This is a genomic window from Acidobacteriota bacterium, assembly GCA_026393675.1.
GTDB lineage: Bacteria > Acidobacteriota > Vicinamibacteria > Vicinamibacterales > JAKQTR01 > JBAXOX01.
In genome coordinates this window covers 1-23,008 of record JAPKZQ010000043.1, presented here as the reverse complement: position 1 = coordinate 23,008, position 23,008 = coordinate 1, and the positions used below count along the sequence as shown (strand labels likewise).

The window sequence follows — 23,008 nt, the reverse complement described above, 5'->3', positions numbered from 1 at the left end:
GGACCTGAGCCCCTATTTCTTCTGCTGATTGAGCACGTTCATCGCCAGCGACACCATGGCTCCCACGTCCGCGACGTTGGCCGGCAGAATGAGGTTTGTACTGCCCTTGGCCAGCTGGCCGAGCTGCGTGACGTATTGTTCGGCCACGCGCAACCGGACCGCATCGCTGCCGCCAGGCGTCTCGATGGCAATGGCCACCTGGCGGATGCCCTCGGCCGTCGCGGTCGCCACCGCCAGGATCGCTTCCGCCTGACCCGCTGCCTCGTTGATCTGCTGCTGTTTGCGAGCCTCGGAGGCCTTGATGACCTGCTGCTTCTCGCCTTCGGCGTTGTTGATGGCGGCGTCGCGTTGACCTTCCGACGTCAGGACCACGGCGCGCTTTTCTCGCTCGGCGCGCATCTGCTTCTCCATCGCGGCGAGCACGTCGACGGGAGGTGTGATGTTCTTGATCTCGTACCGCAGGACCTTGATGCCCCACGACTCGGTGGCCTTGTCGAGCTCGCTGACCACGGCGGTGTTGATATTCGTGCGTTCTTCGAAGGTCTTGTCGAGGACGATCTTGCCGATCTCGCTACGCAAGGTGGTCTGGGCCAACTGCATGATGGCGAACAGATAGCTGCTGATTCCGTATGACGCGCGCTCGGGGTTCAGCACTTGCAGGTAGAGCACGCCGTCGACGTGCACCTGCACATTGTCGCGCGTGATGCAGATCTGCGCAGGGATTTCGATGGTCTGCTCTTTGAGCGTGTGCCGGTAGCGGATCGCATCCACGAACGGCACCAGGACATGGAAGCCTGCATTCAGCGTGCCCGCGTACTTGCCGAGGCGTTCAACCACGACGGCCGTCTGCTGCGGCACGACCACGGCCGTCTTAATGAGGACGATGATGACGAGGAATGCCAGCGCGACAAAGACGATCAGTGTGCCCATGCTGTCACCTCACTCCGGTTTAATCGTAATGACCAGGCCATCGATCTGGACCACCTTGCACCGGCAGCCCGCCGGAATGACCTGTGTGCCGCGGTTGCGCGCGGTCCAGGTGGTGCCGCGCAGTTCGGCCTTGGCGACCGCGCCAGGTTCGATCGCCGTCACCGGGATCGCGAGTTCGCCGACCAGCGTATTCACGGGTGCGTGTCCGCCGGTCTTGCGCTGCATCATCCGCAACAACGGGTTGCGGAACAGCGCCAGGCTGATGATGGAGAACAGCGAGAAGAGCAGGACCTGCAGCCAGAGCGGTCCCCCAATGCCCAGCAGGGTCAAGACCGACACCGCCAGGCCGCCCAAGCCGAAGAACAACAGGTAGAACCCGCCCGGTGTCAGAATCTCGAGGGCAGCCAGGACCAATCCCAGCACTGCCCAGTGCCACCAGAACATGACAAACGCCCCCTCGCCACGTGTGTCGACGGCCGTGGCCGTGCCATTATCGGGCCAGGGAGCCTGCGGTGTCTACCAGTCGTATCGCGCCACGTAGAGTGTTACCGAGGGAAAAATCGTCGCGCCATAATCTGGGTTACCCGCCGACAAGGAGGGAGAAGGGCCACCCCGGCCGCCGGAATCGCCCCTCTCGCGCACCTGTGCCACGTGATCAACCGGACGGCCGTTTGGGCTGCCGAACGATAGCGACCACAGCGACCGCCAGCGCCGAGACCGCCCATGGCACGGCCGGTCCGCGCCACTGCTCTGGCAGGGCCACCAAGGCCAGTGCCGCCAGTGGACCGGCCAGCAACAGACCGACGAGCACATTAACGAAGAAGGTCTTCGCCTTCCACATCGCACGACCCTCCCTTGATGGGAATCGAGGAGCAGCCAACCAGGCGGAACCAGGCCGATTCAACGCGGATGATCCACGCGAAGGCGCATACTTCCCTGAGCGGGTTGTACCACGCAAAGCTGTAGATGCACCCCTCGTAGTCGTTCCACGCCGCAACCACTTCCGCCACCCAATTCAGATAGCAGTTGGAATTGTCGATCTCAGCCTCGTCGTCCACGTCAGACATGGTCGACACCGTCGGTGCTGTCGTCGCAGGGCTTGGAGTGGGTGGTTCCCCCTTGAGCACACCAATCAGCATGTCGATCACGTCGACGGCGGCGCCCAGTCCGGTGCACCGGGTGGCCGGCGCCAGCATGCTCCTCATGGCCCGGAATCGCCGAACGGCCGTCGATCCAGCCAGCACCTGTTGAAGTTGATCAAGGTCAGTTTCGCGGAGCGCCTCTGTCCCAAGGTCGACCGTAAGGTTTCGCCGCGACACGCGCACATGCTCGCCGCGTCGAACAACAGCGAATAGGTCGTCGTCTGCCCGCAGCGCAAGGTCGAAATCCCCGTTGGCGTGAAGCGTCTTTCTGACGTTCAGATTGTCGCCGTCGATGTCGACCTGAAGCGCACCAGATGGCAGACGGGTCAGACGCATCGCCGTCCCCGTGCTGTCGTCGATCAGGTGGGTTGTCGCACGCCATGCGTGTCGGCCTTGCGGGGACGCCGATTGGGGGGAAGGCCCCTGCCGACACGGGTCGGCCTCTGCCGCGAACGCCGCGCTTGATACCAACAGTAGTCCTGCCAGGCCCAGTGGAATTGCATGTCGAATGTCCATTCTCGCCTCTGGCCTGCTCACCCGACGCGCGGGCGGCAGCCTGACGAGCCGATGCACGACCTCGATCGCCCCTCCTGGGGCGAACCTGCCACGTCGGCTGAATTCGACCGGTGGCATCCGGGTGGCGCGACACCTGTCGCGCCCGTCGACCTCGTGACTCTCCCTTCGACCCGAGTTGTGTTGCGCTGCTGCGTCGTCCGCTTGGCATCGCTGGTCGGCGGTGCGGCGGGCGCGCGGAGGTCGCCACACAAGTGGGCTTAGGGTTTACAACATGGCAGCCGGCTCCATCGCGCGCTCGCCGAGAGGGGGACTCGCGCCAGCCGGGGGCGTCCTCACCTTGTCTCGTAACTCTGTAGACTGCACCAGGTATGTCTGGAGCGTGTGATAGCTGATCTCGAGGACTTGGCACGCGTCGCGCTTGTTGTAGGCGCATCGCTGAAGCACCAGACGGACGTAGCGCGCTGCCCACGCTCTGAGCGAGTCCTGCTCGTGAACCGACGGTTCGAGGACCTCCTGGTAGCGGCCCCGGACTGCCAGGGGCAGATCGTCGACTTCGATGCACTCACCGCGCGCGATGGTCAGAATGGCCTCAATCAGACGTTCGAGTTCGCGGACGTTGCCTGGCCAGTCGTAGGTCACCAGCGCGTCGGTCGCGGCGGTCGAGAGTCGCAGTTCGCGGTTCGGTCGGAATCGCTCGAGGAAATACTCCGCCAACTCGATGATGTCCTCCCGGCGAGACCGCAGAGGCGGGACGTTCAGCTCGACGCCGCTGAGCCTGTAGTAGAGATCGTGCCGGAACAGGCCCTGATCGGCCATGTCGCGCAGATGCCGATTGGTGGCCACCACAAGGCGCGTATCAATTCGCCTGGTGTCGTGACCACCTACCCGCTCGACGGTGCAATCCTGGATGGCGCGCAGCAGTTTGGCCTGCGCCTGCGCCGACAGGTCCCCCACTTCATCGAGAAAGAGCGTTCCACCGGCGGCATGTTCGAACTTCCCTTTCCGGCCACGCACTCCCGTCGCGGTACGATCCTCGATCCCAAACAGTTCCGCTTCGAGCAGTGAATCGACCAGGGCCGCACAGTTAACGGCGACAAATGGACCTCGTCGTCTCGCGCTGAGCTCGTGAATCTGACGTGCGACCAGTTCCTTGCCGCTGCCGCTCTCGCCTTCGATCAGCGCGGTGAAGTCGGTCGCGGCGACTCGTTCGATCCGCTCTCGGAGGGTTCGAATGGGCCCACTGCTGCCAATCAGCGGCGCGGCACCGTCTCTGACGTGCGCGTTGGAGGGCGGCACGGGGCGGCAGCCGGGTCCGCGGTGTTCAACCTCGGCGACCATCGCGCAGAGCGCAACGGCCCTGTCGAGCAGACGGTGCTGGCTCTCGGTGAGCACCTGCCCATCGTGCAGCGCCACCTCCAGCTGAAAGGTCGGGATCATCGGACCGACGGGGGCGGGAACGCGCAGGATACCCGGTGTTTCGGCCCACTCTTCTCGGGTCCAGTTGGCACTGTGACCCATCCGAAGCCGGACCCATCTGGCCGACAGCCGACGGCACATCATCGTTTCGATGGCGCCGCCGACCGACCAGGTCTGCCGTTGCTCGTTCCCTCGTCCCCGGCGCGTCCCGATGACATCTTCGAGGAGACACTGCCTGGGCGTGAGGGGGATCATCTCGCACCCGCCCTGCGTGGAACAGTCGCACATGGTCTTGTTGCTCATCTCGGGTGATGCCTATCCAACCTGCGTGCCAACACGGTAATCACGGTTGAATGTGCCACGCGCCGCCCACAACCCCGGTTGATACTTCGAATGATTGGGAAGCGCGTTCCCATACACACGCGGCGGCTGTTTCGACGTGTAGCTATTACACGTCTCGAACCGGAGGCCGGCCTGGAATCGAATGCCGGAACGGCTGTCCAGCGACCACACCCGGCAGTGGATGACTGTCGCCCGATGGACCACTCCCGTCCGAGTAGAGAATGCACGGATCGCGAGGTTCGTTCCTGGTTCGAGGCGAGCGGATGTTTCGACCAACGCCCCGTCGGCCGACATGTCGATGACCTTCACGGTCGCCCCTGTGCGAAGAGCCAGTGTCAACGCGCTCAGCCCAGCCTCGGCAGGTCGTCGCTCGGCGCGACGTCGCTCCGTACTCCGATTCATGGTGAGGCCCATTGGTTTCCCCCCCGAACGAAGCGCAGGGTTCGGACGCGTCCCGTCGCTCCGAGTACCCTGACCGCGTACTGTTGCCCGGTGCGCCCCGACAGATAGAGCGTTCCGGAGGTGGCGGTGCCAGTGGGACTGAAGGACAACAGTTCGCTTCCACCGACCCGCACAGGGTCGCCGGCGATCGGGCTTCCGCTGTCGATGTCCACCACCCCGGGAGCAATCGAGAAGGTCACCCCGGCGAAGTGGTCTGACAGGGATTCCCATGCTGACACCTGCGCGTCCACGCCATGGCCGATGTCCACCGTGCGGACGCCGTTGCCATTGCCATCGGCAAACAGGGCATATCGAATGCCCGCACCCACGACCTGAAACCGGTACGCCACGTGCGTGGCGCGCCCGATGGCCTGCATGCGGCCGTGTTGAAGCAACGTGGCCAGATGACGGGCTGCGCCAGCGGTTGCCAGTTCGTCTCTTCGGCTCCCGAGCGTGGGCGCAGCCATCGCGCCGACAACCATCATTCCTGCCAGCACGATCAGCACTTCGGCCAGCGTGGTGCCGCGCTGCTGTGCCCGGGCGCGCGCCGCGCCCAGCCCGCCGGCAGCCGCGCGCCGCGTCACTTGTCGCTGCCGGATCGGTCGATTCTCACCGGCGTCACGGTGATATGCGGTCTGAGCTTCAGAAAGCTCTTCTCACCAATGCCGCGGACGTTCATCAGGTCCTCGACCTTCTTGAATCCGCCGTTCTTCTGCCGGTACTCGATGATGAGCGCGGCGGTCTTGGGCCCGACGCCTGGCAGGCGATCGAGTTGTTCGACCGTGGCGGTGTTGAGATTGATGAGAGCCACGCCGGAGGGCTTGGCGTCCTGCGCGTCACGCGCGTCGGTTGTCGCCGTCCACGTCGGCACGACAACAGAGAGAGCCAGCAACAGCACACACAGGCGGTTGAACGGGTTTCGCATATCCATGCTCCTTTGAAGTCGGGCGGCATCAGGCCGCTCGGGCGGCCCGGCGTCACCCAGCGCTGCCGTGGAGGTCGGGCACGGAAGCGCCAGATGAAACGCCAGACCGCAGGCATGGATGGCAAGACGAGAGCCAACGGCGGCGCCAACCTGCCGCCACTGTAACTACCTGGAAGAACAGGTGATACGCAGACATCGGCCCAGAGCGCGTCCATCGAGGCGGCATGCCCATCGACGCGGGCATCCATGGTTGACGGAATCCGCCCCCACGACCGTCTCACCCTATCCGGGCGGACAACGGCGGTTGACGCCCACGGAGCCTAGGCGATACCGTGGGCCCGAGTGGGGTTGGTCGTACGCGGTGTGGCGGTGCCGGCGGTGTCCGATAAGGAGAAGATTGAGAGGACGCATGCGCTTCGCTCGTCGAACTGTCTTGTGGACCGGCGTTTGCCTGGCCTTGGGGATCTTGTTCAGTCCCGTATTACGGTCGATCGAGCGCGGCAAGCATGAAAGCCCCCCAATTCCGGCCTTAACCGCATTCACGGATGATGTCGTCGGTTTCAGTCTGAAACGGCCCGCGGGATGGCGGCTCCGCTATACGACGGGGGTCATCGCCGTTCTCAAGGACGACCAAGCCAGGGAAGGCGTCCTGATCTACCCGGTCAAACCAAAGCCGGGTTTCACCCTCCAGGCATTTCTAACAAGCTATCTCACGGTTCTGAAGGCATCTCCGACCAGCGCGGCAAGAATCGAATTCGCGGATCTCTTGTCCGACCGCCTCGGGGCGACCGCCCGAGTGTCGGGCGTGGTTTCCGGAACGCCGATTTCCGGGTTGGCGACCGCGGTCGCCCAGGCCCCTGATTATGTCCTGACGGTCATCTGGGCCCCGGCGGCGGAGTTTGCCGCAAAACAAAATGGACTGCGCGAGATTGCCGGAAGCTATCGGCGCGTCCCGGGGGTCGCCCTGGTCAAGCTGAGCGGGACCTATTTCGAGACGATGGCCCCAAAGGGATGGCGGATCCTGGAGGAATCGTCGAACTCCGTCAGTTTCGTGAATGCGACCGGAGACGCGGGGGTGATGTCGGCGTATGCCGATTTCGGCGGAGATCCTTCTCCCATGACGGTCCCCCGCCTCTTCGAGGCCGCCACCAAACCGTGTTCTCCCGGCCAGCAACCCTGCTGGAGCGTCGCCAAGACCTACAACCGCCTGGCCTTCGTCGACGCTCCGGATTTCAAGGATGCGTTGGGAAGAATCTGGAAAGCCCGGGCCGAGGAGTTCGAGGCAACGCTTGTCGACGCGGCCGGCTCCCGCGTTCACGGAGTCCTGACCGGGATGGTCATGAACGGACGCCATGTCACTGGCCTTTATGGCTGGTTCATCGCCACAGCGACCCGTAGCGCCCGGCCCGACCGGTGGGAAAGTCAGGCTGCGGCGACGGCAATCGTCCAGGAGAATCTCAAGATTCTTCGGGCCAGCGAACTTATCACCGGACGCATTCTGCCCCGAAACAATCCTTACGACTCCTCGACGATCATGGGCAGCTCGGCATATAAGAACAATGTCGATGCCGAACTCTCGGCGAAACGCCAAGAGTCCATCATGGGCTACGAACCGTATCGCACGCCGACGGGAGAACGGATCGATGTCCCGCTCAACTCAATCCCCGGAGGGAGTCATCCGCTCTATTACCACCCCTCGTCGGGACTCCTCTGGAACTCGACTCTGGATCCGCCGCCGCAGGGATACGTCCTCCTCAAGAAATAGCCCGCTCAGTGGGGGCTGTTCGTAGGCGGTATGGCGGCGCCGGCGGTTGACCACAGGAAATATGGGAGAGATTTGAACCGGCGTCATAACCCGTTCTCGCGGCGAAATCGGGCCGCCGTACGCAGGTTATGAAGCCGTCTCTAATTAAGGGCCTCGGGATCAGTCTTGAACCAGGCGATCGTCTGCGCTAATCCCTCTTCGAGACTGACGATCGGTTCGTAGTGCAGGACGGCTCGTGCGCGCGAGATGTCGGCTTGCGAGTGTTTGACGTCGCCGACCCGTTCGGGACCGTAGACCGGCGTCATGTGACTTCCCGCCAGCTTCTGCACAACGTCAAACAACTGGTTCAGCGAAATGCGGCCGCCCGTCGCGACGTTAAAGACCTGGCCGGCTGCCCCCTGGGCATGGCATGCCTTGAGGACGCCATCGACAACATTCGCCACGAAGGTGAAGTCCCGGGTCTGTTCGCCATCTCCATGGATGGTTGGCGGCCGACCCGACACGACGGCGCGGGCAAAGACGGAGATGACGCCCGAATACGGCGAGGAGGGATCCTGTCTCGGCCCGAAGACGTTGAAATACCGCGTCGACACGGTTTCCAGTCCGTACAGCGTCGTGAAGATCTGCCCGTACTGCTCGCCGACCATCTTCTGCAACGCGTACGGCGAGAGCGGCTTCGACACCATGCCTTCGTGCTTTGGCAGTGTGGGCTGGTTCCCGTATACAGACGACGACCCGGCGTAGATGACCCGCTTGACGCCGGCATCACGCGCGGCGACCAGGATGTTGAGCGTGGCCTCGACGATCGATCGGTGCGACGTCACTGGGTCGGCGACCGATCGCGGCACCGACGGAATCGCGGCCTGGTGCAGGACATAGTCCATGCCCGCCACGGCCTGCCGCGCGACGGCCGCATCGGCAAGATCTCCCTGGATAAACTCAATGGACGACTCGACCGCGGCGAGATTACGTCGCTTGCCGGTCACGAGACTGTCGACCACGCGGACGCGCTCGCCGCGGCGCACCAATTCCTCGACCATGTGCGATCCGATGAACCCCGCGCCTCCCGTCACCAAGTATGCCGCCATCCAGATCCCTCACTTCATGAGGTGAAAGGAACCGATTTCAAGACCCGTTCTGGCGACCTCAGAACAGGCCGCCGTACGCAGGTCTTGAAATCGTCCCCGGTAAGTGCCGCAGTCGAGCCGTAAGCCGAATTCTGTTCCCCTCGACTCGCGCGAGCCTTACGGCCCGCGCTCGCTCGGGGTGACGACCATTCCTCTAGCCCCGCCATCGCTGACGGGGTCCAGCAACCGACCCGGAGGCATCGGGCGGGCCACCCTGATGCGCCTCCCTATTTGGTCTTGCTCCGTGCGGGGTTTTGCCTGCCACCCACGTTGCCGCGGGCGCGGTGCGCTCTTACCGCACCTTTTCACCCTTACCCTCCTCCGCTTGCCGGAGTCTTGCGGCTGCCGGCGAGCTACGGCGGGCAAGCCTTGCGGGCCTGCCCGACGAAGCGCCGAGCGCGAAGTCGGGCGGTATATTTTCTGTGCCACTTTCCTTCAGGTCACCCTGACCGGGCGTTACCCGGCGCACTGCCCTGCGGAGTTCGGACTTTCCTCCCTTCCCGGTAATGCCGACGGCGCCCGTGCCGCAAGCACTCCGGAAACAGCGGTCGTCTGGCTGACTGCGGCGGAATCTACAACCGATTTCATCACCCGTTCTTGCGGCGAGATCAGACCGCGTTACGCAGGTGATGTAACCGTCTCCAGTTAAACTCCGGAGTCGAGCTCCTGCTTGATATTGTACAGCTCCAGCTTCTTGTATAGGTTACTTCTTGGTGTGCCGATGACTTCGGCGGTCCGGGAGATGTTCCAGTTGTTCTCCCGGAGCTTCTCCAGGAGAAAGGCCCGCTCGGCTGACTCCTTGAATTCGCGAAGTGTGCCTGCGCGTTCCTGCCCGCCTTCCTGCGGCGCCTGCCGCGGCGCGGATCGGACGGTCTCCGGCAGGTCGTCCTCCCCGATCACATCTCCAGGCGTCATGATCAAGACGCGCTCGATCGTGTTCTTCAGCTCCCTGACATTGCCCTTCCACCGGTAGTGCTGCAGCATCGCCATCGCGTCCGGCGAAAATCGTTTCGGCCGGAAGTTGTTCTCTTTCGTGAACACGTCGGCGAAGTGTTTGACCAGAAGCGCGATGTCGTCGCCCCGCTCACGCAGCGGCGGCACGGTGATGGGAATGACGCTCAGCCGGAAGAACAGGTCCTCGCGGAAGGTCCCTTTCTCGATCTCCTGCTCGAGGTCCTTGTTCGTGGCGGCGATCACCCGCACGTCCACCTTCATGGTGCGCGACGATCCCAGCCGTTCGACCTCGCCTTCCTGCAGCACGCGCAGCACCTTGGCCTGCGTCTTCAGGCTCATGTCGCCCACTTCGTCGAGGAAGATCGTTCCCCGGTCGGCCTGCTCGAACTTGCCGATCTGCTTCTCGGTCGCGCCGGTAAACGACCCTTTCTCGTGTCCAAACAATTCGGATTCGATCAGGTCGTCCGGAATGGCGGCACAGTTCACCTGGATGAAGCGCTCGCGGCTGCGCAGGCTGCTCCTGTGAATCATGCGGGCCACGAGCTCCTTGCCCGCACCGCTCTCGCCCCGGATGAGCACGGTCGCTGTGGTTGGCGCCGCCCGGCGCACCGACTCCAGTACCTGGTTCAGGATGGGGCTCGCCCCGACCATCTCCGTGCGGACTTCAATCACGCGCTGCAGCGATCGGTTCTCGTCGCGAAGCCGCGTGAACCCCAAGGCGTTCCTGATCGTCAGCAGCACGCGCTCGGTGGTCAGCGGCTTCTCGATAAAGTCGAAGGCGCCCAGCTTAGTGGCCTCGACCGCCGTAGCCACCGTGGCATGGCCCGAGATCATCACGACAGGCAGCGATTCGGCCACCTTCTTCAGGCGCCCAAGCACTTCCAGCCCGTCCATACCAGGCATTTTGATGTCGAGGAAGACCAGGTCGACGGCCTCTCGTTCGACCACGCCGATGCCTTCCTCGCCGGTCGCGGCACCCACGAACTCATAGCCTTCGTACTCGAGGATCATCCGCAGCGAATCGCGGATGGCCGCTTCGTCATCGATGACGAGAATGCGTGATTTCATGTCCCGGTCATTCTCCCATAATCAGCCGCACGAACGCGGCCTCATCGACGACCGGCACGCCGAGCGTCGTCGCCTTGTCGAGCTTGCTGCCCGCCTCTGCGCCGGCCACGACATACGACGTCTTCTTGCTGACCGATCCCACCACCCGCCCGCCGCGAGCCGTGATCGCAGCTTGGGCCTCTTCCCGCGTGTATCCCGCCAGCGTTCCGGTGAGCACGAAGGTACGACCACTCAGCGTCTGGGGTACGACCTGTGCGGCAAGACTTGTGGCCATCGTCACGCCCTCAGCGCGCAGTCGATCCACCAGCGCCCGATTGTGCGGCTCATCGAGAAACCCACGAAGAGCGGCCGCCACGACAGGGCCGATGTCCCGCGTGTTCTCCAGGGCGTCCGCGCTCGCCTCGATAAGCGCGTCGATCGACCCGAACGCGACGGCCAGGCCCTGCGCCGCGCGTTCGCCCACGTGCCTGATGCCCAGCGCATACAACACGCGCCAGAACTCGTTCTGCTTGCTGGCCTGGATCTGCGCGGCGACATTGATGCCGACTTTGCCAAGCTTTCGCGGACGCGCTCGATCTGACTTGGGGTCTTTGGGCGCCACGATGAGGGCTTCGAGTACGGACGCGTCCAGCCCGTACAGGTCGGCGGCATCCCGTACCAGGTGCGCGTCGACCAACGCGTCGACCAACGCCTCTCCGAGACCCTCGATATTCATGGCCTTGCGCGACGCAAAGTGCAACAGGCTGCGCCGAATCCGGGCCGGGCACGCCGCGTTCACGCAACGCCAGACGACCTCGTCTTCGGGACGCGTCAATCTGCTGCCGCACGACGGACAGGTTGACGGCATCGTCCAGGCGGGCAGCCCGTCGGGACGTTCGCCAACCACCGGGCCGATCACCTTGGGGATGACGTCCCCGCCCTTTTCCACAATCACCGTGTCGCCGGGCCTGATGTCGCGTCGCGCGATCTCCTGCTCGTTATGGAGCGTCGCCATCTGGACCGTCGACCCGGCGAGCCAGACCGGCTCCAGCACGGCATAGGGGGTGACCGCACCGGTTCGCCCGACACCGACTTCGATGCGCAACAACGTCGTCTTCGCCTGCTCCGCCGGAAACTTGTAGGCCGTCGCCCAACGCGGGAACTTGGCGGTGACCCCCAAGCGTTCCCTCAGTGCGAACGCATCGACCTTGACGACGACGCCGTCGGTGTCGAAGGGAAGGCTGTGGCGGGCTTCTGCCCACTTCGCGCAGTAGCCTGCGAGCGCCTCCGGCCCCAGGCACTGTTCCCAGTGTGATTCAACCGGCAGCCCCCACGCTCGAAGCCGGGTCAGTGCGTCGTTCTGGCACGTGTTCCCGGTTCGCCCCTCGTCCATCACCTGGTAGACGAAGGCCGACAGCCCGCGTCGAGCGACCAGCGCCGGGTCCAGATTCCGCATCGTGCCTGCGGCCACGTTCCGCGGATTGGCAAACACCGCCTCGTCGGCGTCCTCCCGCTCGCGATTCACGCGGTCGAACGACGCCCGCGGCAGATAGACCTCGCCGCGAATTTCGACGCGGCCGGGCGCCGCGCCGTTGAGTGTGAGCGGGATCGCCCGAATGGTGCGCACATTGGGCGTCACATCCTCGCCTCTGACGCCGTCGCCGCGCGTGACACCGCGAACAAGCACGCCGTCTTCGTAGGTCAGCGAGATGCTCAACCCGTCGATTTTCAGTTCGGCGACATACGTCACCGGGTCGACCGCCGCTCCCGACTCGGCCAGCCCGCGGCGCACCCGCTCATCGAATGCCCGCAGTTGGTCCACGTCGTACGCGTTGTCGAGACTCAGCATCGGCGAGGCATGTTCGACGGTGGCGAATCCGTCGACGGCGCGGCCGCCCACCCGCTGAGTTGGCGAATCCAGCGTGATCAGTTCGGGGTGCTCACGTTCGAGCGCCTTCAGCTCGTTCATCAGGGCGTCGAATTCGCTGTCGGAGATCTGCGGCTCGGCCAGCACGTAGTACCGGTCCTCGTGGTAGCGGATGAGATCGCGCAGTTCAATGATTCTGGCGGCTGCTGTCATGGGCACCCGTCATGGAGCGAAACGTCTACCGGTCCCTGGACAGCACGTAGTCCGGAAGAGCCATCAAGGCCTCCCGTTCCGGGCTGGGCGGGAACACCTGAAGCGCCTGCTTCGCTTCCTCGACAAAGGTGACCGCGCGGGCGTAGGCGTCCTCGATGGCGTGGTGCTCGACCAGCTTGCGACTGATCGCTTCCCACCGCTCGTGAGGCAACTCGCGGTCACGCACGACCTCCCTGACCAGGTCGCCGGTTGCGGCATCGGCCTTCTTCAGCAGGTGGATGACCGGTAGCGTGATTTTCCCTTCCCGCAGGTCGCTTCCAACTGGCTTCCCCAGCCGCTCGACACTGCCGGTCAGATCGAGCAGATCGTCGACGAGCTGGAACGCCACGCCCATCTTGAATCCATATTCGCCAAGCGCCGCCACTCGTTCGGGCGACGCTTTCGCCAACATGCCGCCAATCCGGGCGCACCCGCTGAACAGATAGGCCGTCTTCCGGCGAATGATCTCGAAGTGCTCTTCTTCCGTCAGATCGGGATCGCCGTTCTTGGTGAGCTGGTACAACTCACCCTCGATCATCCGCAGCGTGACGTCACACAAGAGGCGGATGATATCAAGCTCGTCGTGGGTGAGCGCGAGGGCCATCGACTTGATGTAGAGGTAGTCGCCGAGCAGCACCGTGACGTCATTGCCCCACTGCGAATGCACGGCAAGGCGGCCCCGGCGCATGTTCGAATCGTCGATGATGTCGTCGTGCACGAGCGTCGCCGTATGGACGAACTCGACCACCGAGGCATAGAGCACGGCGCGATCGCCCCGATAGCCGCAGAGCCGCGCCGCCATCAACAGCACCGCGGGTCGGACCCGTTTCCCGCCGCTCGACTGGATGTACTTGCCGATGCGGGGGATCAATTCGACCTGCGACTGGACGTGCCGGCCGAATTCCGCGTCGACCCGCTCGAGGTCTTCACGGATGGGTTCGAAGATGTGGGTGAGGTCGAGAGCGGTGTTCTTCACGATTTTGGCGCGTCCGCTCATCACAACACAATCACCGATGAGTGTCAACGCGCTGACAGGGCGCGGAACCCGCACGCGGCCGGTTCGCGGGGGCTACGGGCGGAAGAGGTCTCGGTAGTTCCGGGTGACCGCTTCCGAGAGCTCTCCCGGACTCACCTTATGAATCGCGGCGACGGCCTCGGCGACCCGAACGACCCAAGCCGGCTCGTTTCGTTTCCCCCGGTGTGGCACCGGCGCGAGATACGGACTGTCGGTTTCGACGAGCAGCCGATCCAGGGGTACCACCTCTGCCGCCTCTCGCACACGATCCGCCTTCTGAAACGTCACGATGCCGGAGAACGACACATGGAAACCCATGGCGATCGCCTTCAGGGCCAGGTCCCGATCGCCCGAGAAGCAGTGAAACACGCCGCGCACGCAACCCTGGCCGATCTCCTCGATGACGCGAATCGTGTCGCTGTCGGCTTCGCGTGTGTGGATGATCACGGGTAGATCGCGTTCCCGCGCCAGCGCCACCTGCGCCGAGAACACGGCGATTTGAACATCGCGCGGCGCGTACGTGTAGTGATAGTCGAGGCCGATTTCGCCGATCGCGCGGACCAGCGGCTCCTGATCCAGCCGCGATCGTACCAGGTCGGCCGCGCGCACAGGCTCCCCGGCGAACGCCCCCGCTCGATGCGGGTGCACACCGGCGGCCAGCCGGATCCGGCTCCACTGTTCGCACACCCCGTGCGCTCTGGTGAATTCAGCCGGATCGGATGCGTCCAGGACGCAGAGCGCTTCGAGCAGGCCCGCCGCCTTCGCGCGTGCCACCACGTCGGCAACATCCGCGATGAAGACCTCGTCGGCGAGGTGACAATGCGAGTCGACCATCGGTACTACTTCACCCGCGTCCCGGGCTTTTCCAATTCCAGATACGCGCTGACCGCCGCGGCGTGCACGTCCTTGGCGGGGACCTTCTGTTCAGCAGCCAGCCGCGCGCAATCCTCGAACTCTGGCGCCGCGTTGGTGACGCGCGCACCCCGTTTCGCGACCTTGACCCGAACCGCGCCGAACTTCGTCGACACGGTGATCCACTCCCGGTTGAGGCATTCGCGGAGCATTTCCTGATGGCGCACGCCAATCGTGGTCGTCTCCTGGAACAGCACGTCGAGTGCCGCATCGCGCACGTGGACGGGCGTGATCACCGTGACCAGCGTGCCTGGCCTGCTCTTCTTCATCTGGATGGGCGTATAGAAGACTTCGAGTGCGCCCAACCCGTAGAGCCGATCAAGCAGGTACCCAAACACCTGCGGGTTCATGTCGTCGATATTGCACTCGAGGACCGCAACCGTCGACTGCGCCCCGGTGTCCTGTGTCTCCCCCATCACCGCGCGGAGTACGTTCGGGTGTCCCTTGATCTCGCGGCTTCCGGCGCCATAGCCCATCTGCCTGACGGTCATCGCCGGCATCGGGCCAAACGAAGCGGCGTGGCCTGTCACCAGCAGCGCCCCGGTCGGGGTCACCAGTTCCATGGGCGTTCCGCTCGAATACACCGGCGTCCCCTCCAGCAGGCGCAGCGTCGCTGGTGCCGGCACGGGCAAGCGTCCATGCGACGTTTCGACCGTGCCCGCGCCCACGTTCAACGGCGACGACACCACCTGCGATACGTCCAACTGCTCGATCGCCCACACAGCGCCCACGATGTCGACAATCGAATCGAGCGCGCCCACCTCGTGAAAGTGCACCTGTTCAACAGGAATGCCGTGGATGTCGGCCTCGATCGTGCCGAGACGTCGGAACAGCTCGATGGCCTTGTTCCTGACGGACACCGGGAGTGGCGTCCCCTCGATGAGCGCCACGATCTGCGAGAGGTGGCGATGCGCGTGATGAGCGTCATGGCCCGCGCCGACCGGCTCAACCACGGTGAACTGCGTGGCCGAGATACCTGAGCGTTGCACGCGCGAGGCCTGCAGTGAACAGCCCGCCGGAAGAATGCCCGCCAGCGCCGCCTGGAGGCGCTCGACCGGCAGGCCCATGTCGATGAGCGCGCCGAGGAGCATGTCGCCCGACACGCCAGACGAACAATCGAGATACAGCAGGTTGCCCATGTTTAGTGTCTTGGTCCGACTACCTGAGACGTCCGAGATCCCTGAAGCTCAGATATCGGGTCTCCGTCAGAATCAAGTGGTCGATCACCTCGATGCCCATCAACTCGCCCGCCTCCACCATCCTTCTGGTGAGTGCCACGTCGTCCGGGCTCGGCTCGGGATCCCCCGATGGATGATTATGGAACAGAACGATGCCGGTTGCGCGGGCCGACACCGCCTCGCGAAACACTTCCCGGGGATGGACGACGCTGCGGTCGACCGTTCCGACCGACAGGATGCGGGTGCGCAGCAACTGGTGCCTGGCGTCGACCAGCACAATCCCAAACTGTTCGACGGCGCGGGCACCGAATTCGGGAAGGAGGTGGAGGGCGACGTCTTTGGGCGTTGCGAGACGCGGCCTCACAGGTGGCGCCTTGAGCAGCGTGCGTCGGCCAAACTCGAGCGATGCCAGCATCTGCGCTGCCCGCGCCGCGCCAACGCCCTGCACACGGCAGAGGTCGTCGAGACTGGCCTTGATAAGTCCGTGGACTCCACCAACCGTCTCGAGGATGGCGTTGGCCATGGCCAGCGAGTCCATGTCGCTCGTGCCTGAGCCCAGGATGACCGCGAGCAGTTCGTTGTCGCCGAGGGCCGGAGCACCGAGCCGTTCAAGTTTCTCGCGGGGACGGTCACGGTTCGTCAGGTGTTGCACGCCGCCAATACAGTGCAAGAACTGATCACAACGCGCCGCTCGCCGCCTGATGCGCGCCAACACGTGGAAATCGGGCCGTGTGAACTACCCGCGGTGAACAGTCGTGGACGGCGCGCAGCGTTGGCCGTGTCAACTTCTGCCATGTCGGCAGTCAAATCAGTACGAAGGAACTGCACCCGTGGTGTTGCGACGCCGCGTCCCGGACCTCCCTACCCGAGCCATTGGCCTGTCCACACAACGGCGGCCCAACCCGTCAGCTCGATCCCTGCGCTGGTCCAGGCCACGCGCTGCACGCCCCCAGGCGCGACCACGTCGACTTCCCTGGTGCAGCCCCCGTATGTCATCGCGGCCACGGCGGCCCCGCACGCCCCGGTTCCCGAGGCGAGCGTCGGCCCCACGCCCCGCTCCCAGATCAGGATGTCGACGCGATCGGGACCGGCCACCCTGGCAAAACTGACGTTGGTGCCCTGAGGGAACGCCTGATGCCGCTCGAGCAGCGGACCGAGACGCCGGTACCGCTCGTCATCCAGAACCGCTTCGAGCACCACACACTGCGGATTTCCCACGCGAAGCGTCACGACGCCCACGCGCTCCCCTCCGACATCGAGCGTCATCTGCTGGATGTCCGTCGGTTCGCCCATGGCCGCCCGGAATGTAAAGCGCGTGCCGTCGTACGAAAGCAACGTCAGGCGTTTGGCCCCGGCATCGGTGTCAATCACCCATTCCTTCGGCGCATCCAGACCCTCTTGCACAGCCTGCCAGGACAAGAGGGCCGCGAGGCCACGAACGCCGTTCCCGGAGATCTCTGCCGGACTTCCATCGGCGTTCAGCAGTCGCATCCGAGGCCTCGGCGATCCAGCCTGATAGAGGATCAGGCCGTCGGCGCCTAGTCCGGTCTGGCGCTGGCACATTTCCCGGGCCGTCGAGGCCCAGTCGCGACTGTCCCATCCAGCGACCTTCACATACAGAAAATCGTTTCCGTATGCGTGGGCTTTGGCGATGTCAATCGGCATGGCGGGCCCTCAGATTCCCTTTCGGTTAACGGCTCTCACGACGCGACGTCCAGAGACGCGACCGTGGCGGCCAGGCTGGCGGGAGGATTCAGTCGCTTGTCGAGCAGATGGCTCGAGACGACGTTCGACAGCGCCCGAAGCATCGACGATTTAACGCCCGGGTGTTCGCGCTCGAGTTCGAAGATGAGCCGTTTCACGCGCTGACGTTGAAGTCCCAGGTCCCCGCACGAGGGGCAGCAGCAGCCGACGATCGGCAGCCCGGACTGTTTGGCATACGCGCGTGCGTCATCCTCGCTCACCAGCACCAGCGGTCGCACGACCACGTGTTGTCCCTTGTCGGAGACGAGGCGAGCGGGCATAGCCTTCAAGGCGCCCGCAAACAGCAGATTCAGCAGAACCGTTTCGATGAAATCGTCACTGTGATGACCGAGTGCGATTTTGGTGGCCCCGAAACGCGCCGCCAGTCGATACAGCACTCCCCGACGAAAGCGCGCACACAGCGAACACGGCGTATCGGCCGGATCGAGCAGGTCGTCAATGGTCTCGCCAATGTTGGTGTGCTCGACGTGGTGCTCCCAGCCCCGTTCCGCGCAGGCGCGGCTGATCGCGTCGTACTGGAAGTCGGCGTAGCCGGAATCAACTGTCACCGCGACCAGGCTGAAGGCGATCGGGGCGCGCTGGCGCAGCACGTCCAGAATCTGCATGAGCGCCCAACTGTCTTTGCCTCCCGACAAGCCGACTATCACACGGTCGCCATCGCCGATGAGGTCGTATTCCGTGATGGCGCGCGTGACCTTGCGTGCCAGCCGCGCTTCGAGCGTGTTGCGATACGACATCTAAACCCAAGTTTATCGCAGGAGGAGTCGGTCGAGAGGGGCACGGACAGGAGAATGCCCGAGGGCTCGATGCGGCGGCGAACGACGTGGCGGGGAGCCACCCGGTCGGCCCGCCTGGAGAAACCTGCTAGACTGCACAGGGTTCGGCACCAACACATCTGTTATTCGGAACTGTCTCTTTTACTGACCGGTATGAGACGGCTGCGCCTTCCCGAAGTGGAGCGGCTCTCCGCGCGAATCGCGATTGGGATCGGCCTGCTCGTGATTGTCCCGCTGGCCAGCGGGTTGTACCTGCTGTCCAGGGTGCAGTACGATCACGCCGTCGACGCGCGCCGAGTCGCGGCCGATCTCGAAAACCGACTCATCGAGGCCGCCCTGCGCCACTCGATGGTCGAGCGGGACACGACGCTGATGGCCGGCACCCTGCAGGCTGTCGGGCGTGAACCCGAAATCATCCGCGCGATGGTGGTCGATCACAACGGCGTCGTCAAGTTCTCGAGCCGGCCAGCCGAGGTCGGCAGCCAGACGCCCCCGACCTCTCCCACCTGTCTCGTGTGCCACGCGGAGACGGCGGCGAGCCGGCAGCGGTGGGTGCTGCTGAAAGAAGGTGGCGTTGACCTGCTTCGATCGGTGAGGCCGATCGAGAATGGACCCGAGTGCCACCGATGTCACGACCCGGCCGTCAAGCTGAGGGGCATGCTCGTGCTCGACGTGTCGCTGGCCCAGGTCCAGGCGCGGTTCCGCTGGGACCTGAGATGGCTGGGCGGCGCAACAGCCGTCGTCACGTTCCTCATGCTGGGCGGAGCGGGATGGCACCTCCGCAGGATCGTACTCTCGCGCCTGGCGAAATTCAGGCAGACCGCACGCGCGATCGCGGGCGGCGCGCTCGGCGAGCGGGCGGATACCTCCGGAAATGATGTCATTGCCGCGCTCGCGACCGACTTCAATGCGATGGCCGATGCCACGTCGCGACTGATCCGCGAGATCAGCGAACGCGAGCAGCAGATGGCGGGCGTCCTTAACAGTCTCGACGACGGTCTGATCGTGCTCAACCGGGAGTTCACGATCGTCGCGGCCAATCGTCCCATCGCCAAGTGGATCGGCGCGCATCCTGAAATGCTGCGTGGCCAATCGTGCCGCCACGTCATGGGCCACGCGTTGCCATGCCAGGAAGACCCCGACTGCCCGACGGCTCGCTGCCTCACGACCGGTCGTCTCGAACAGACCACCTACCGCCTGCCAGCGTCCGACGAAGGCGGAGAACGCGTCTTCGAGGTGTACGCGTCGCCCGTCTACACCGATGGCGGCGTGGTCGGCCAGGTGGTCGAGGCGTGGCGCGACATCACTGAGCGGGTACGCGAGGAAGAACACCTAGCCGAGATCGAGCGGCTCTCCTCGCTCGGCGTCCTGGCGTCGGGCCTGTCGCACGAAGTGAACACGCCGCTGGCGACGACGCTCACCTGCTCGGAGGCGATCATCGACCAGCTCCAGGACGCGGGCGAGGGTGGCGTGGCGCCCGAAACCATCGAGTCGATTCGCGACAGCGCGTACGTCATTCGCGAACAGGTCCTCAGGTGCCGGACGATGACGGAGCAGTTCCTGAGGTTTGCCCGCGGCATTCCGCCCGAAACCGAACCCATCGATCTCCGGCAGGTGGTTGACGACGTGATCGCGCTCGCCCGACCGACGGCGCGCGAGGCCGGCGTCGAGATCGTGGCCGAGGGGGAGGCATCGATCCCCATCGTCTCGGCCAATACCGAGGTCGTGCAGCACGTCGTCCTCAATCTGCTCGTCAACGCGATTGAGTCGTGCGCGAATGCCGGCGGCAGGGTCGTCGTGCGGTTTGTCACCGACACCGACGTCCGCGTGCAGATTCGCGACAACGGATGCGGAATCCCGCCCGAGGTGCAACGACATCTGTTCGAGCCCTTTCGGACAAAGAAGCCGCGCGGTACGGGCCTCGGCCTGTTCCTGTCACGCACGTTCATGCGGCGCTTCCACGGCGACGTGCGCCTGGTCGAGAGCCGCGTTGGCGCCGGGTCATGCATCGAAGTCGTGTTTCCCTTCTCCATCGCCGAGGCACCGTAATGACCCACCCGACTATCGATATTCGTGTGCTCCTGGTCGACGACGACGCCGCCTTCAGACGCGCGATGGGGGGGGAGCTGGCCCGCCGGGGCTACCGCGTCGACACCCGCACGTCCGGCCGCGACACGATGGACCCCGCCGCAAGCGCGGACGTGGATGTCATCCTTCTCGACCTGCGGCTCCCGGACATCGACGGCCTCGAGGTGCTCAGGGACCTTCGCGCACGCAACGTCCCCGCCGGCATTGTCGTGCTCACCGGCCACGGGACGATCGACACGGCGGTCAAGGCGATCCAGATGGGGGCACACGACTACCTCGAGAAGCCGTGCCCGATCGCCAAGCTGGAGATGGCAATCCAGAAGACCCACGAGCACGTGCGCCTGCTCAAACGCCAGCGCGTGCTCGAAGACGGCTATGCGGCTCCCGACAGGGCTGTCGACATCATCGGCGGGAGCGCCGCCAACCAGAAACTCCTCGAGACGGTCGCCCGAATCGCCAAGACCGACTCCATCACGCTCATCCTGGGCGAAACCGGCGTGGGCAAGGAGCTGGTGGCCACGCTGCTCCACACGCAGAGCGGGCGGCGCGACGCACCCTTTGTGGCGGTCAACTGCGCGGCGCTCCATGATGAACTGTTCCAGAGCGAGGTCTTCGGACACGAGAAGGGCGCCTTCACCGGGGCCCATCGCCTGAAGCACGGGCTGTTCGAGGTCGCCAACGGCGGAACGATCTTCCTCGACGAGGTCGGCGAAACCAGCCCCGAATCGCAGGCTAAGCTGCTGCGCGTGCTCGAGACCGGCCGGTTCCGCCGGCTCGGCAGCAGCCGCGAGACCCTCGTCGACGTGCGTGTCGTAGCCGCGACCAATCGTGACCTCACCCAGGCGACGGCGCGCGGTCACTTCCGGGAGGATCTCTACTACAGGCTGGCGACGTTTACCGTGACGATTCCGCCGTTGCGCGCGCGGCCAGAGGATGTTCCTGATCTGGTCGAGCACTTTATCGGACGGTTCAACCGGCGGTTCTCATGTTCGAAACGCGTGGACGAGGCTGCCATGGAGATCCTGCAGAGGCACACGTGGCCGGGCAACGTGCGGGAGCTCATCCATGTCATTGAGCAGAGCGTCGTGCTCTGCGATGGCGACGTCATCCGCGTCGAAGACCTTCCCGTCGGGATTCGGCCGACCGGAGATGACCAGACGCCACAGGTGAGCGGCGACGAGATTCCCTCGCTTCGAGAGGTCCAGCGCCGGCACATCCAGTGGGTACTGGAAAAGATGGCAGGAAACCGTGCGAAGGCGGCGCACGCGCTGCGGATGTCCGAACGGACCTTCTACAGACTTCTTGAGCGGCACCGGGGTAGCACACCTGTTCCGGGCGGCCCTGCCGACCGCCACGCGAATCGGGAACCCTGACAGTTCTGTCACGTCCAGTCCTGCCCACCCTGTCGGATCTGTCAGTTCTGCGGCGCCGTGTTTCCCCGCCCGGCCGCAAATCCCTGCATACGCCGACAGGCACGAGACTTGCTTGGGGTTTCCGCGAAGGAGAACGGGGCATGTCCACCACAATCGTTCTCGTGCTCGCTATGGGATTCCTTTTCGGCGGAATGGTCCTGATGCTCGCCATGGGCTATCAGGACACCGAGCAGAAACGCGCACTGCAGGCGAAAGCGCGCCAGGCCGAGGCAGTCCAGCAGGCCGCGGCGATGATGGTCGCCTTGCCCGGATTCTTTGCGCCGCCGCACGCCATCCAGCCGCCGACGATGGTCGTGTTTGATGACGCGCTGGTCAATCGACTCGAGCACCACGTCCGGCTGGAACAGACCCTGGTGGCTCAATTCGTCCATCACCCGTCGCTCGACAATCTCTATCGGCATCCGACCACACCTGTTCACATGCACTGATCTCAGATGGCTCCGCGCGCGGCTGTGGGCCATCAGGTTCATCGCCAGTCCACCAAGAACATATGCTCATGCATGACCAGATCAGGGCGGCCGAACTGTTCAATGGACTGAGCGCCGGCAGGGTCCAACGCCTGGCCGCGATTGGCAGGGTTTTGACGCTGCGCAGCGGCGAGTACCTGTTCCTGCTCGGAGACAGCGCGCAGTATGCCAGCGTCGTCACGAGCGGACTGGTTGATCTGTGCTGTCCCATCAGTTTCGGTGGCGTCGTCAAGGACATCACCGTCGAGGCTGCAGGGCCCGGCAAGACCGTCGGCTGGTCCGCCCTGGTCAAGCCGTTCCGCTTCACATTGTCGGCGAGGGCGGCTCGGGCCTCGGAGGTGATCGCCTTCGCACGGCCGGAGCTGCTGCAGGTGTTCGCGGGCGATCCTGAGATCGAACGTGTCGTGCTCGGCCGGGTCTCTGAGTTGATGGCGAACCGCCTCACGATGTTTCAGGCGCTCTGGATGCGGGAACTGCTGCGGACGTTCAGCCCCGGCGGACAGGGCTCGACGGCCTAGAAGTCTTGATTGATTCGGATCTGAGTTTTTGAGTCAAGTTTTCTACGCAGCAAGGTGCACCTCCGTCAGATAGGCGTCCATCGCGTGCTCCAGCCGCTGGTAGGCCGCGTGGCCCGCGCGCGATGCGGGCGAC

At 64.5% G+C, this 23,008-nt stretch carries 21 protein-coding genes and 1 other RNA gene; 5 read left to right on the top strand and 17 right to left on the bottom strand.

The genetic code is table 11. The features are described from left to right. Positions 1–12: 12 nt before the first annotated feature. The 7 genes from NT151_10830 to NT151_10800 all read right to left on the bottom strand — a co-directional run bounded on the left by NT151_10830 (position 13) and on the right by NT151_10800 (position 5,712). On the bottom strand, positions 13–930 hold the full coding sequence (locus NT151_10830) for a paraslipin (protein ID MCX6539407.1): 918 nt from the start codon (positions 928–930) through the stop codon (positions 13–15). A 9-nt stretch (positions 931–939) separates the two neighbouring features. Continuing rightward, on the bottom strand, positions 940–1,374 hold the full coding sequence (locus NT151_10825) for an NfeD family protein (protein ID MCX6539406.1): 435 nt from the start codon (positions 1,372–1,374) through the stop codon (positions 940–942). Between the two features lie 211 nt (positions 1,375–1,585). Beyond that, entirely contained in the window at positions 1,586–1,771 is a 186-nt protein-coding gene (locus tag NT151_10820) for a hypothetical protein (GenBank protein ID MCX6539405.1), read from the bottom strand. Then, on the bottom strand, positions 1,743–2,408 hold the full coding sequence (locus tag NT151_10815) for a hypothetical protein (protein MCX6539404.1): 666 nt from the start codon (positions 2,406–2,408) through the stop codon (positions 1,743–1,745). Before NT151_10815 ends, NT151_10820 begins: the two co-directional genes overlap by 29 nt. Positions 2,409–2,852: 444 nt before the next feature. Next, positions 2,853–4,307: a sigma-54 dependent transcriptional regulator gene (locus NT151_10810; protein ID MCX6539403.1), complete on the bottom strand. Its 1,455-nt coding sequence runs from the start codon at positions 4,305–4,307 to the stop codon at positions 2,853–2,855. Between the two features lie 437 nt (positions 4,308–4,744). After that, positions 4,745–5,371 (bottom strand): GspH/FimT family pseudopilin, encoded by a 627-nt coding sequence (locus NT151_10805; GenBank protein ID MCX6539402.1) that lies wholly within the window; start codon positions 5,369–5,371, stop codon positions 4,745–4,747. Beyond that, positions 5,368–5,712, bottom strand: a complete 345-nt coding sequence (locus tag NT151_10800) for a helix-hairpin-helix domain-containing protein (GenBank protein ID MCX6539401.1) — start codon at positions 5,710–5,712, stop codon at positions 5,368–5,370. Before NT151_10800 ends, NT151_10805 begins: the two co-directional genes overlap by 4 nt. Before the next feature lie 409 nt (positions 5,713–6,121). Between NT151_10800 and NT151_10795 the strand changes: the two genes are divergently transcribed. Further along, positions 6,122–7,477 (top strand): hypothetical protein, encoded by a 1,356-nt coding sequence (locus NT151_10795; protein ID MCX6539400.1) that lies wholly within the window; start codon positions 6,122–6,124, stop codon positions 7,475–7,477. A 140-nt stretch (positions 7,478–7,617) separates the two neighbouring features. Here the strand turns inward: NT151_10795 and NT151_10790 are convergent, their stop codons facing one another. From NT151_10790 to ttcA, 10 genes are all read right to left on the bottom strand, one after another. Beyond that, a complete protein-coding gene (locus tag NT151_10790) occupies positions 7,618–8,565 on the bottom strand; it encodes an SDR family oxidoreductase (protein MCX6539399.1) in 948 nt (315 codons plus the stop codon). A 104-nt stretch (positions 8,566–8,669) separates the two neighbouring features. Then, positions 8,670–9,168: RNase P RNA component class A (gene rnpB / locus NT151_10785), an RNA gene on the bottom strand. 81 nt (positions 9,169–9,249) lie between these two features. Beyond that, positions 9,250–10,626: a sigma-54 dependent transcriptional regulator gene (locus tag NT151_10780; protein ID MCX6539398.1), complete on the bottom strand. Its 1,377-nt coding sequence runs from the start codon at positions 10,624–10,626 to the stop codon at positions 9,250–9,252. Positions 10,627–10,633: 7 nt separating this feature from the next. Then, positions 10,634–12,685, bottom strand: a complete 2,052-nt coding sequence (gene ligA, locus NT151_10775; protein MCX6539397.1) for an NAD-dependent DNA ligase LigA — start codon at positions 12,683–12,685, stop codon at positions 10,634–10,636. A gap of 25 nt (positions 12,686–12,710) precedes the next feature. Then, positions 12,711–13,721 (bottom strand): polyprenyl synthetase family protein, encoded by a 1,011-nt coding sequence (locus tag NT151_10770; GenBank protein MCX6539396.1) that lies wholly within the window; start codon positions 13,719–13,721, stop codon positions 12,711–12,713. 72 nt (positions 13,722–13,793) lie between these two features. Continuing rightward, positions 13,794–14,573 carry a TatD family hydrolase gene (locus tag NT151_10765; GenBank protein ID MCX6539395.1) on the bottom strand — a complete coding sequence of 260 codons (780 nt, stop codon included), beginning with the start codon at positions 14,571–14,573 and terminating at the stop codon, positions 13,794–13,796. 5 nt (positions 14,574–14,578) lie between these two features. Beyond that, on the bottom strand, positions 14,579–15,790 hold the full coding sequence (gene larC / locus NT151_10760) for a nickel pincer cofactor biosynthesis protein LarC (GenBank protein ID MCX6539394.1): 1,212 nt from the start codon (positions 15,788–15,790) through the stop codon (positions 14,579–14,581). Between the two features lie 19 nt (positions 15,791–15,809). Continuing rightward, positions 15,810–16,481, bottom strand: coding sequence for a DNA repair protein RadC (radC, locus tag NT151_10755; GenBank protein ID MCX6539393.1), 672 nt, complete (start codon positions 16,479–16,481; stop codon positions 15,810–15,812). A gap of 209 nt (positions 16,482–16,690) precedes the next feature. Then, the gene (gene dapF, locus NT151_10750; GenBank protein MCX6539392.1) at positions 16,691–17,494 is read right to left on the bottom strand and encodes a diaminopimelate epimerase; all 804 of its coding nucleotides are present in this window, start codon (positions 17,492–17,494) and stop codon (positions 16,691–16,693) included. A 35-nt stretch (positions 17,495–17,529) separates the two neighbouring features. Next, on the bottom strand, positions 17,530–18,330 hold the full coding sequence (gene ttcA, locus NT151_10745) for a tRNA 2-thiocytidine(32) synthetase TtcA (protein MCX6539391.1): 801 nt from the start codon (positions 18,328–18,330) through the stop codon (positions 17,530–17,532). 192 nt (positions 18,331–18,522) lie between these two features. Here ttcA and NT151_10740 point away from each other — a divergent pair, with 192 nt between their 5' ends. The 4 genes from NT151_10740 (at position 18,523) to NT151_10725 (ending at position 22,875) form a co-directional block, all read left to right on the top strand. Further along, complete coding sequence (locus tag NT151_10740; protein MCX6539390.1) at positions 18,523–20,418, top strand: ATP-binding protein; 1,896 nt, start codon at positions 18,523–18,525, stop codon at positions 20,416–20,418. Then, entirely contained in the window at positions 20,418–21,830 is a 1,413-nt protein-coding gene (locus tag NT151_10735; GenBank protein MCX6539389.1) for a sigma-54 dependent transcriptional regulator, read from the top strand. The genes NT151_10740 and NT151_10735 overlap by 1 nt, the downstream gene beginning before the upstream one ends. 140 nt (positions 21,831–21,970) lie before the next feature. After that, positions 21,971–22,318 carry a hypothetical protein gene (locus NT151_10730; protein ID MCX6539388.1) on the top strand — a complete coding sequence of 116 codons (348 nt, stop codon included), beginning with the start codon at positions 21,971–21,973 and terminating at the stop codon, positions 22,316–22,318. Between the two features lie 68 nt (positions 22,319–22,386). Beyond that, positions 22,387–22,875, top strand: a complete 489-nt coding sequence (locus tag NT151_10725; protein MCX6539387.1) for a Crp/Fnr family transcriptional regulator — start codon at positions 22,387–22,389, stop codon at positions 22,873–22,875. Positions 22,876–23,008 lie beyond the last annotated feature (133 nt).

What these genes read in the sequence shown, in the direction of transcription:
- NT151_10830 (MCX6539407.1), bottom strand. Translation starts at nt 930, where the DNA reads ATGGGCACACTGATCGTCTTTGTCGCGCTGGCATTCCTCGTCATCATC.
- NT151_10825 (MCX6539406.1), bottom strand. Translation starts at nt 1,374, where the DNA reads ATGTTCTGGTGGCACTGGGCAGTGCTGGGATTGGTCCTGGCTGCCCTC.
- NT151_10820 (MCX6539405.1), bottom strand. Translation starts at nt 1,771, where the DNA reads ATGTGGAAGGCGAAGACCTTCTTCGTTAATGTGCTCGTCGGTCTGTTG.
- NT151_10815 (MCX6539404.1), bottom strand. Translation starts at nt 2,408, where the DNA reads ATGCGTCTGACCCGTCTGCCATCTGGTGCGCTTCAGGTCGACATCGAC.
- NT151_10810 (MCX6539403.1), bottom strand. Translation starts at nt 4,307, where the DNA reads ATGAGCAACAAGACCATGTGCGACTGTTCCACGCAGGGCGGGTGCGAG.
- NT151_10800 (MCX6539401.1), bottom strand. Translation starts at nt 5,712, where the DNA reads ATGCGAAACCCGTTCAACCGCCTGTGTGTGCTGTTGCTGGCTCTCTCT.
- NT151_10795 (MCX6539400.1), top strand. Translation starts at nt 6,122, where the DNA reads ATGCGCTTCGCTCGTCGAACTGTCTTGTGGACCGGCGTTTGCCTGGCC.
- NT151_10790 (MCX6539399.1), bottom strand. Translation starts at nt 8,565, where the DNA reads ATGGCGGCATACTTGGTGACGGGAGGCGCGGGGTTCATCGGATCGCAC.
- NT151_10780 (MCX6539398.1), bottom strand. Translation starts at nt 10,626, where the DNA reads ATGAAATCACGCATTCTCGTCATCGATGACGAAGCGGCCATCCGCGAT.
- ligA (MCX6539397.1), bottom strand. Translation starts at nt 12,685, where the DNA reads ATGACAGCAGCCGCCAGAATCATTGAACTGCGCGATCTCATCCGCTAC.
- NT151_10770 (MCX6539396.1), bottom strand. Translation starts at nt 13,721, where the DNA reads ATGAGCGGACGCGCCAAAATCGTGAAGAACACCGCTCTCGACCTCACC.
- NT151_10765 (MCX6539395.1), bottom strand. Translation starts at nt 14,573, where the DNA reads ATGGTCGACTCGCATTGTCACCTCGCCGACGAGGTCTTCATCGCGGAT.
- larC (MCX6539394.1), bottom strand. Translation starts at nt 15,790, where the DNA reads ATGGGCAACCTGCTGTATCTCGATTGTTCGTCTGGCGTGTCGGGCGAC.
- dapF (MCX6539392.1), bottom strand. Translation starts at nt 17,494, where the DNA reads ATGCCGATTGACATCGCCAAAGCCCACGCATACGGAAACGATTTTCTG.
- ttcA (MCX6539391.1), bottom strand. Translation starts at nt 18,330, where the DNA reads ATGTCGTATCGCAACACGCTCGAAGCGCGGCTGGCACGCAAGGTCACG.
- NT151_10740 (MCX6539390.1), top strand. Translation starts at nt 18,523, where the DNA reads ATGAGACGGCTGCGCCTTCCCGAAGTGGAGCGGCTCTCCGCGCGAATC.
- NT151_10735 (MCX6539389.1), top strand. Translation starts at nt 20,418, where the DNA reads ATGACCCACCCGACTATCGATATTCGTGTGCTCCTGGTCGACGACGAC.
- NT151_10730 (MCX6539388.1), top strand. Translation starts at nt 21,971, where the DNA reads ATGTCCACCACAATCGTTCTCGTGCTCGCTATGGGATTCCTTTTCGGC.
- NT151_10725 (MCX6539387.1), top strand. Translation starts at nt 22,387, where the DNA reads ATGCATGACCAGATCAGGGCGGCCGAACTGTTCAATGGACTGAGCGCC.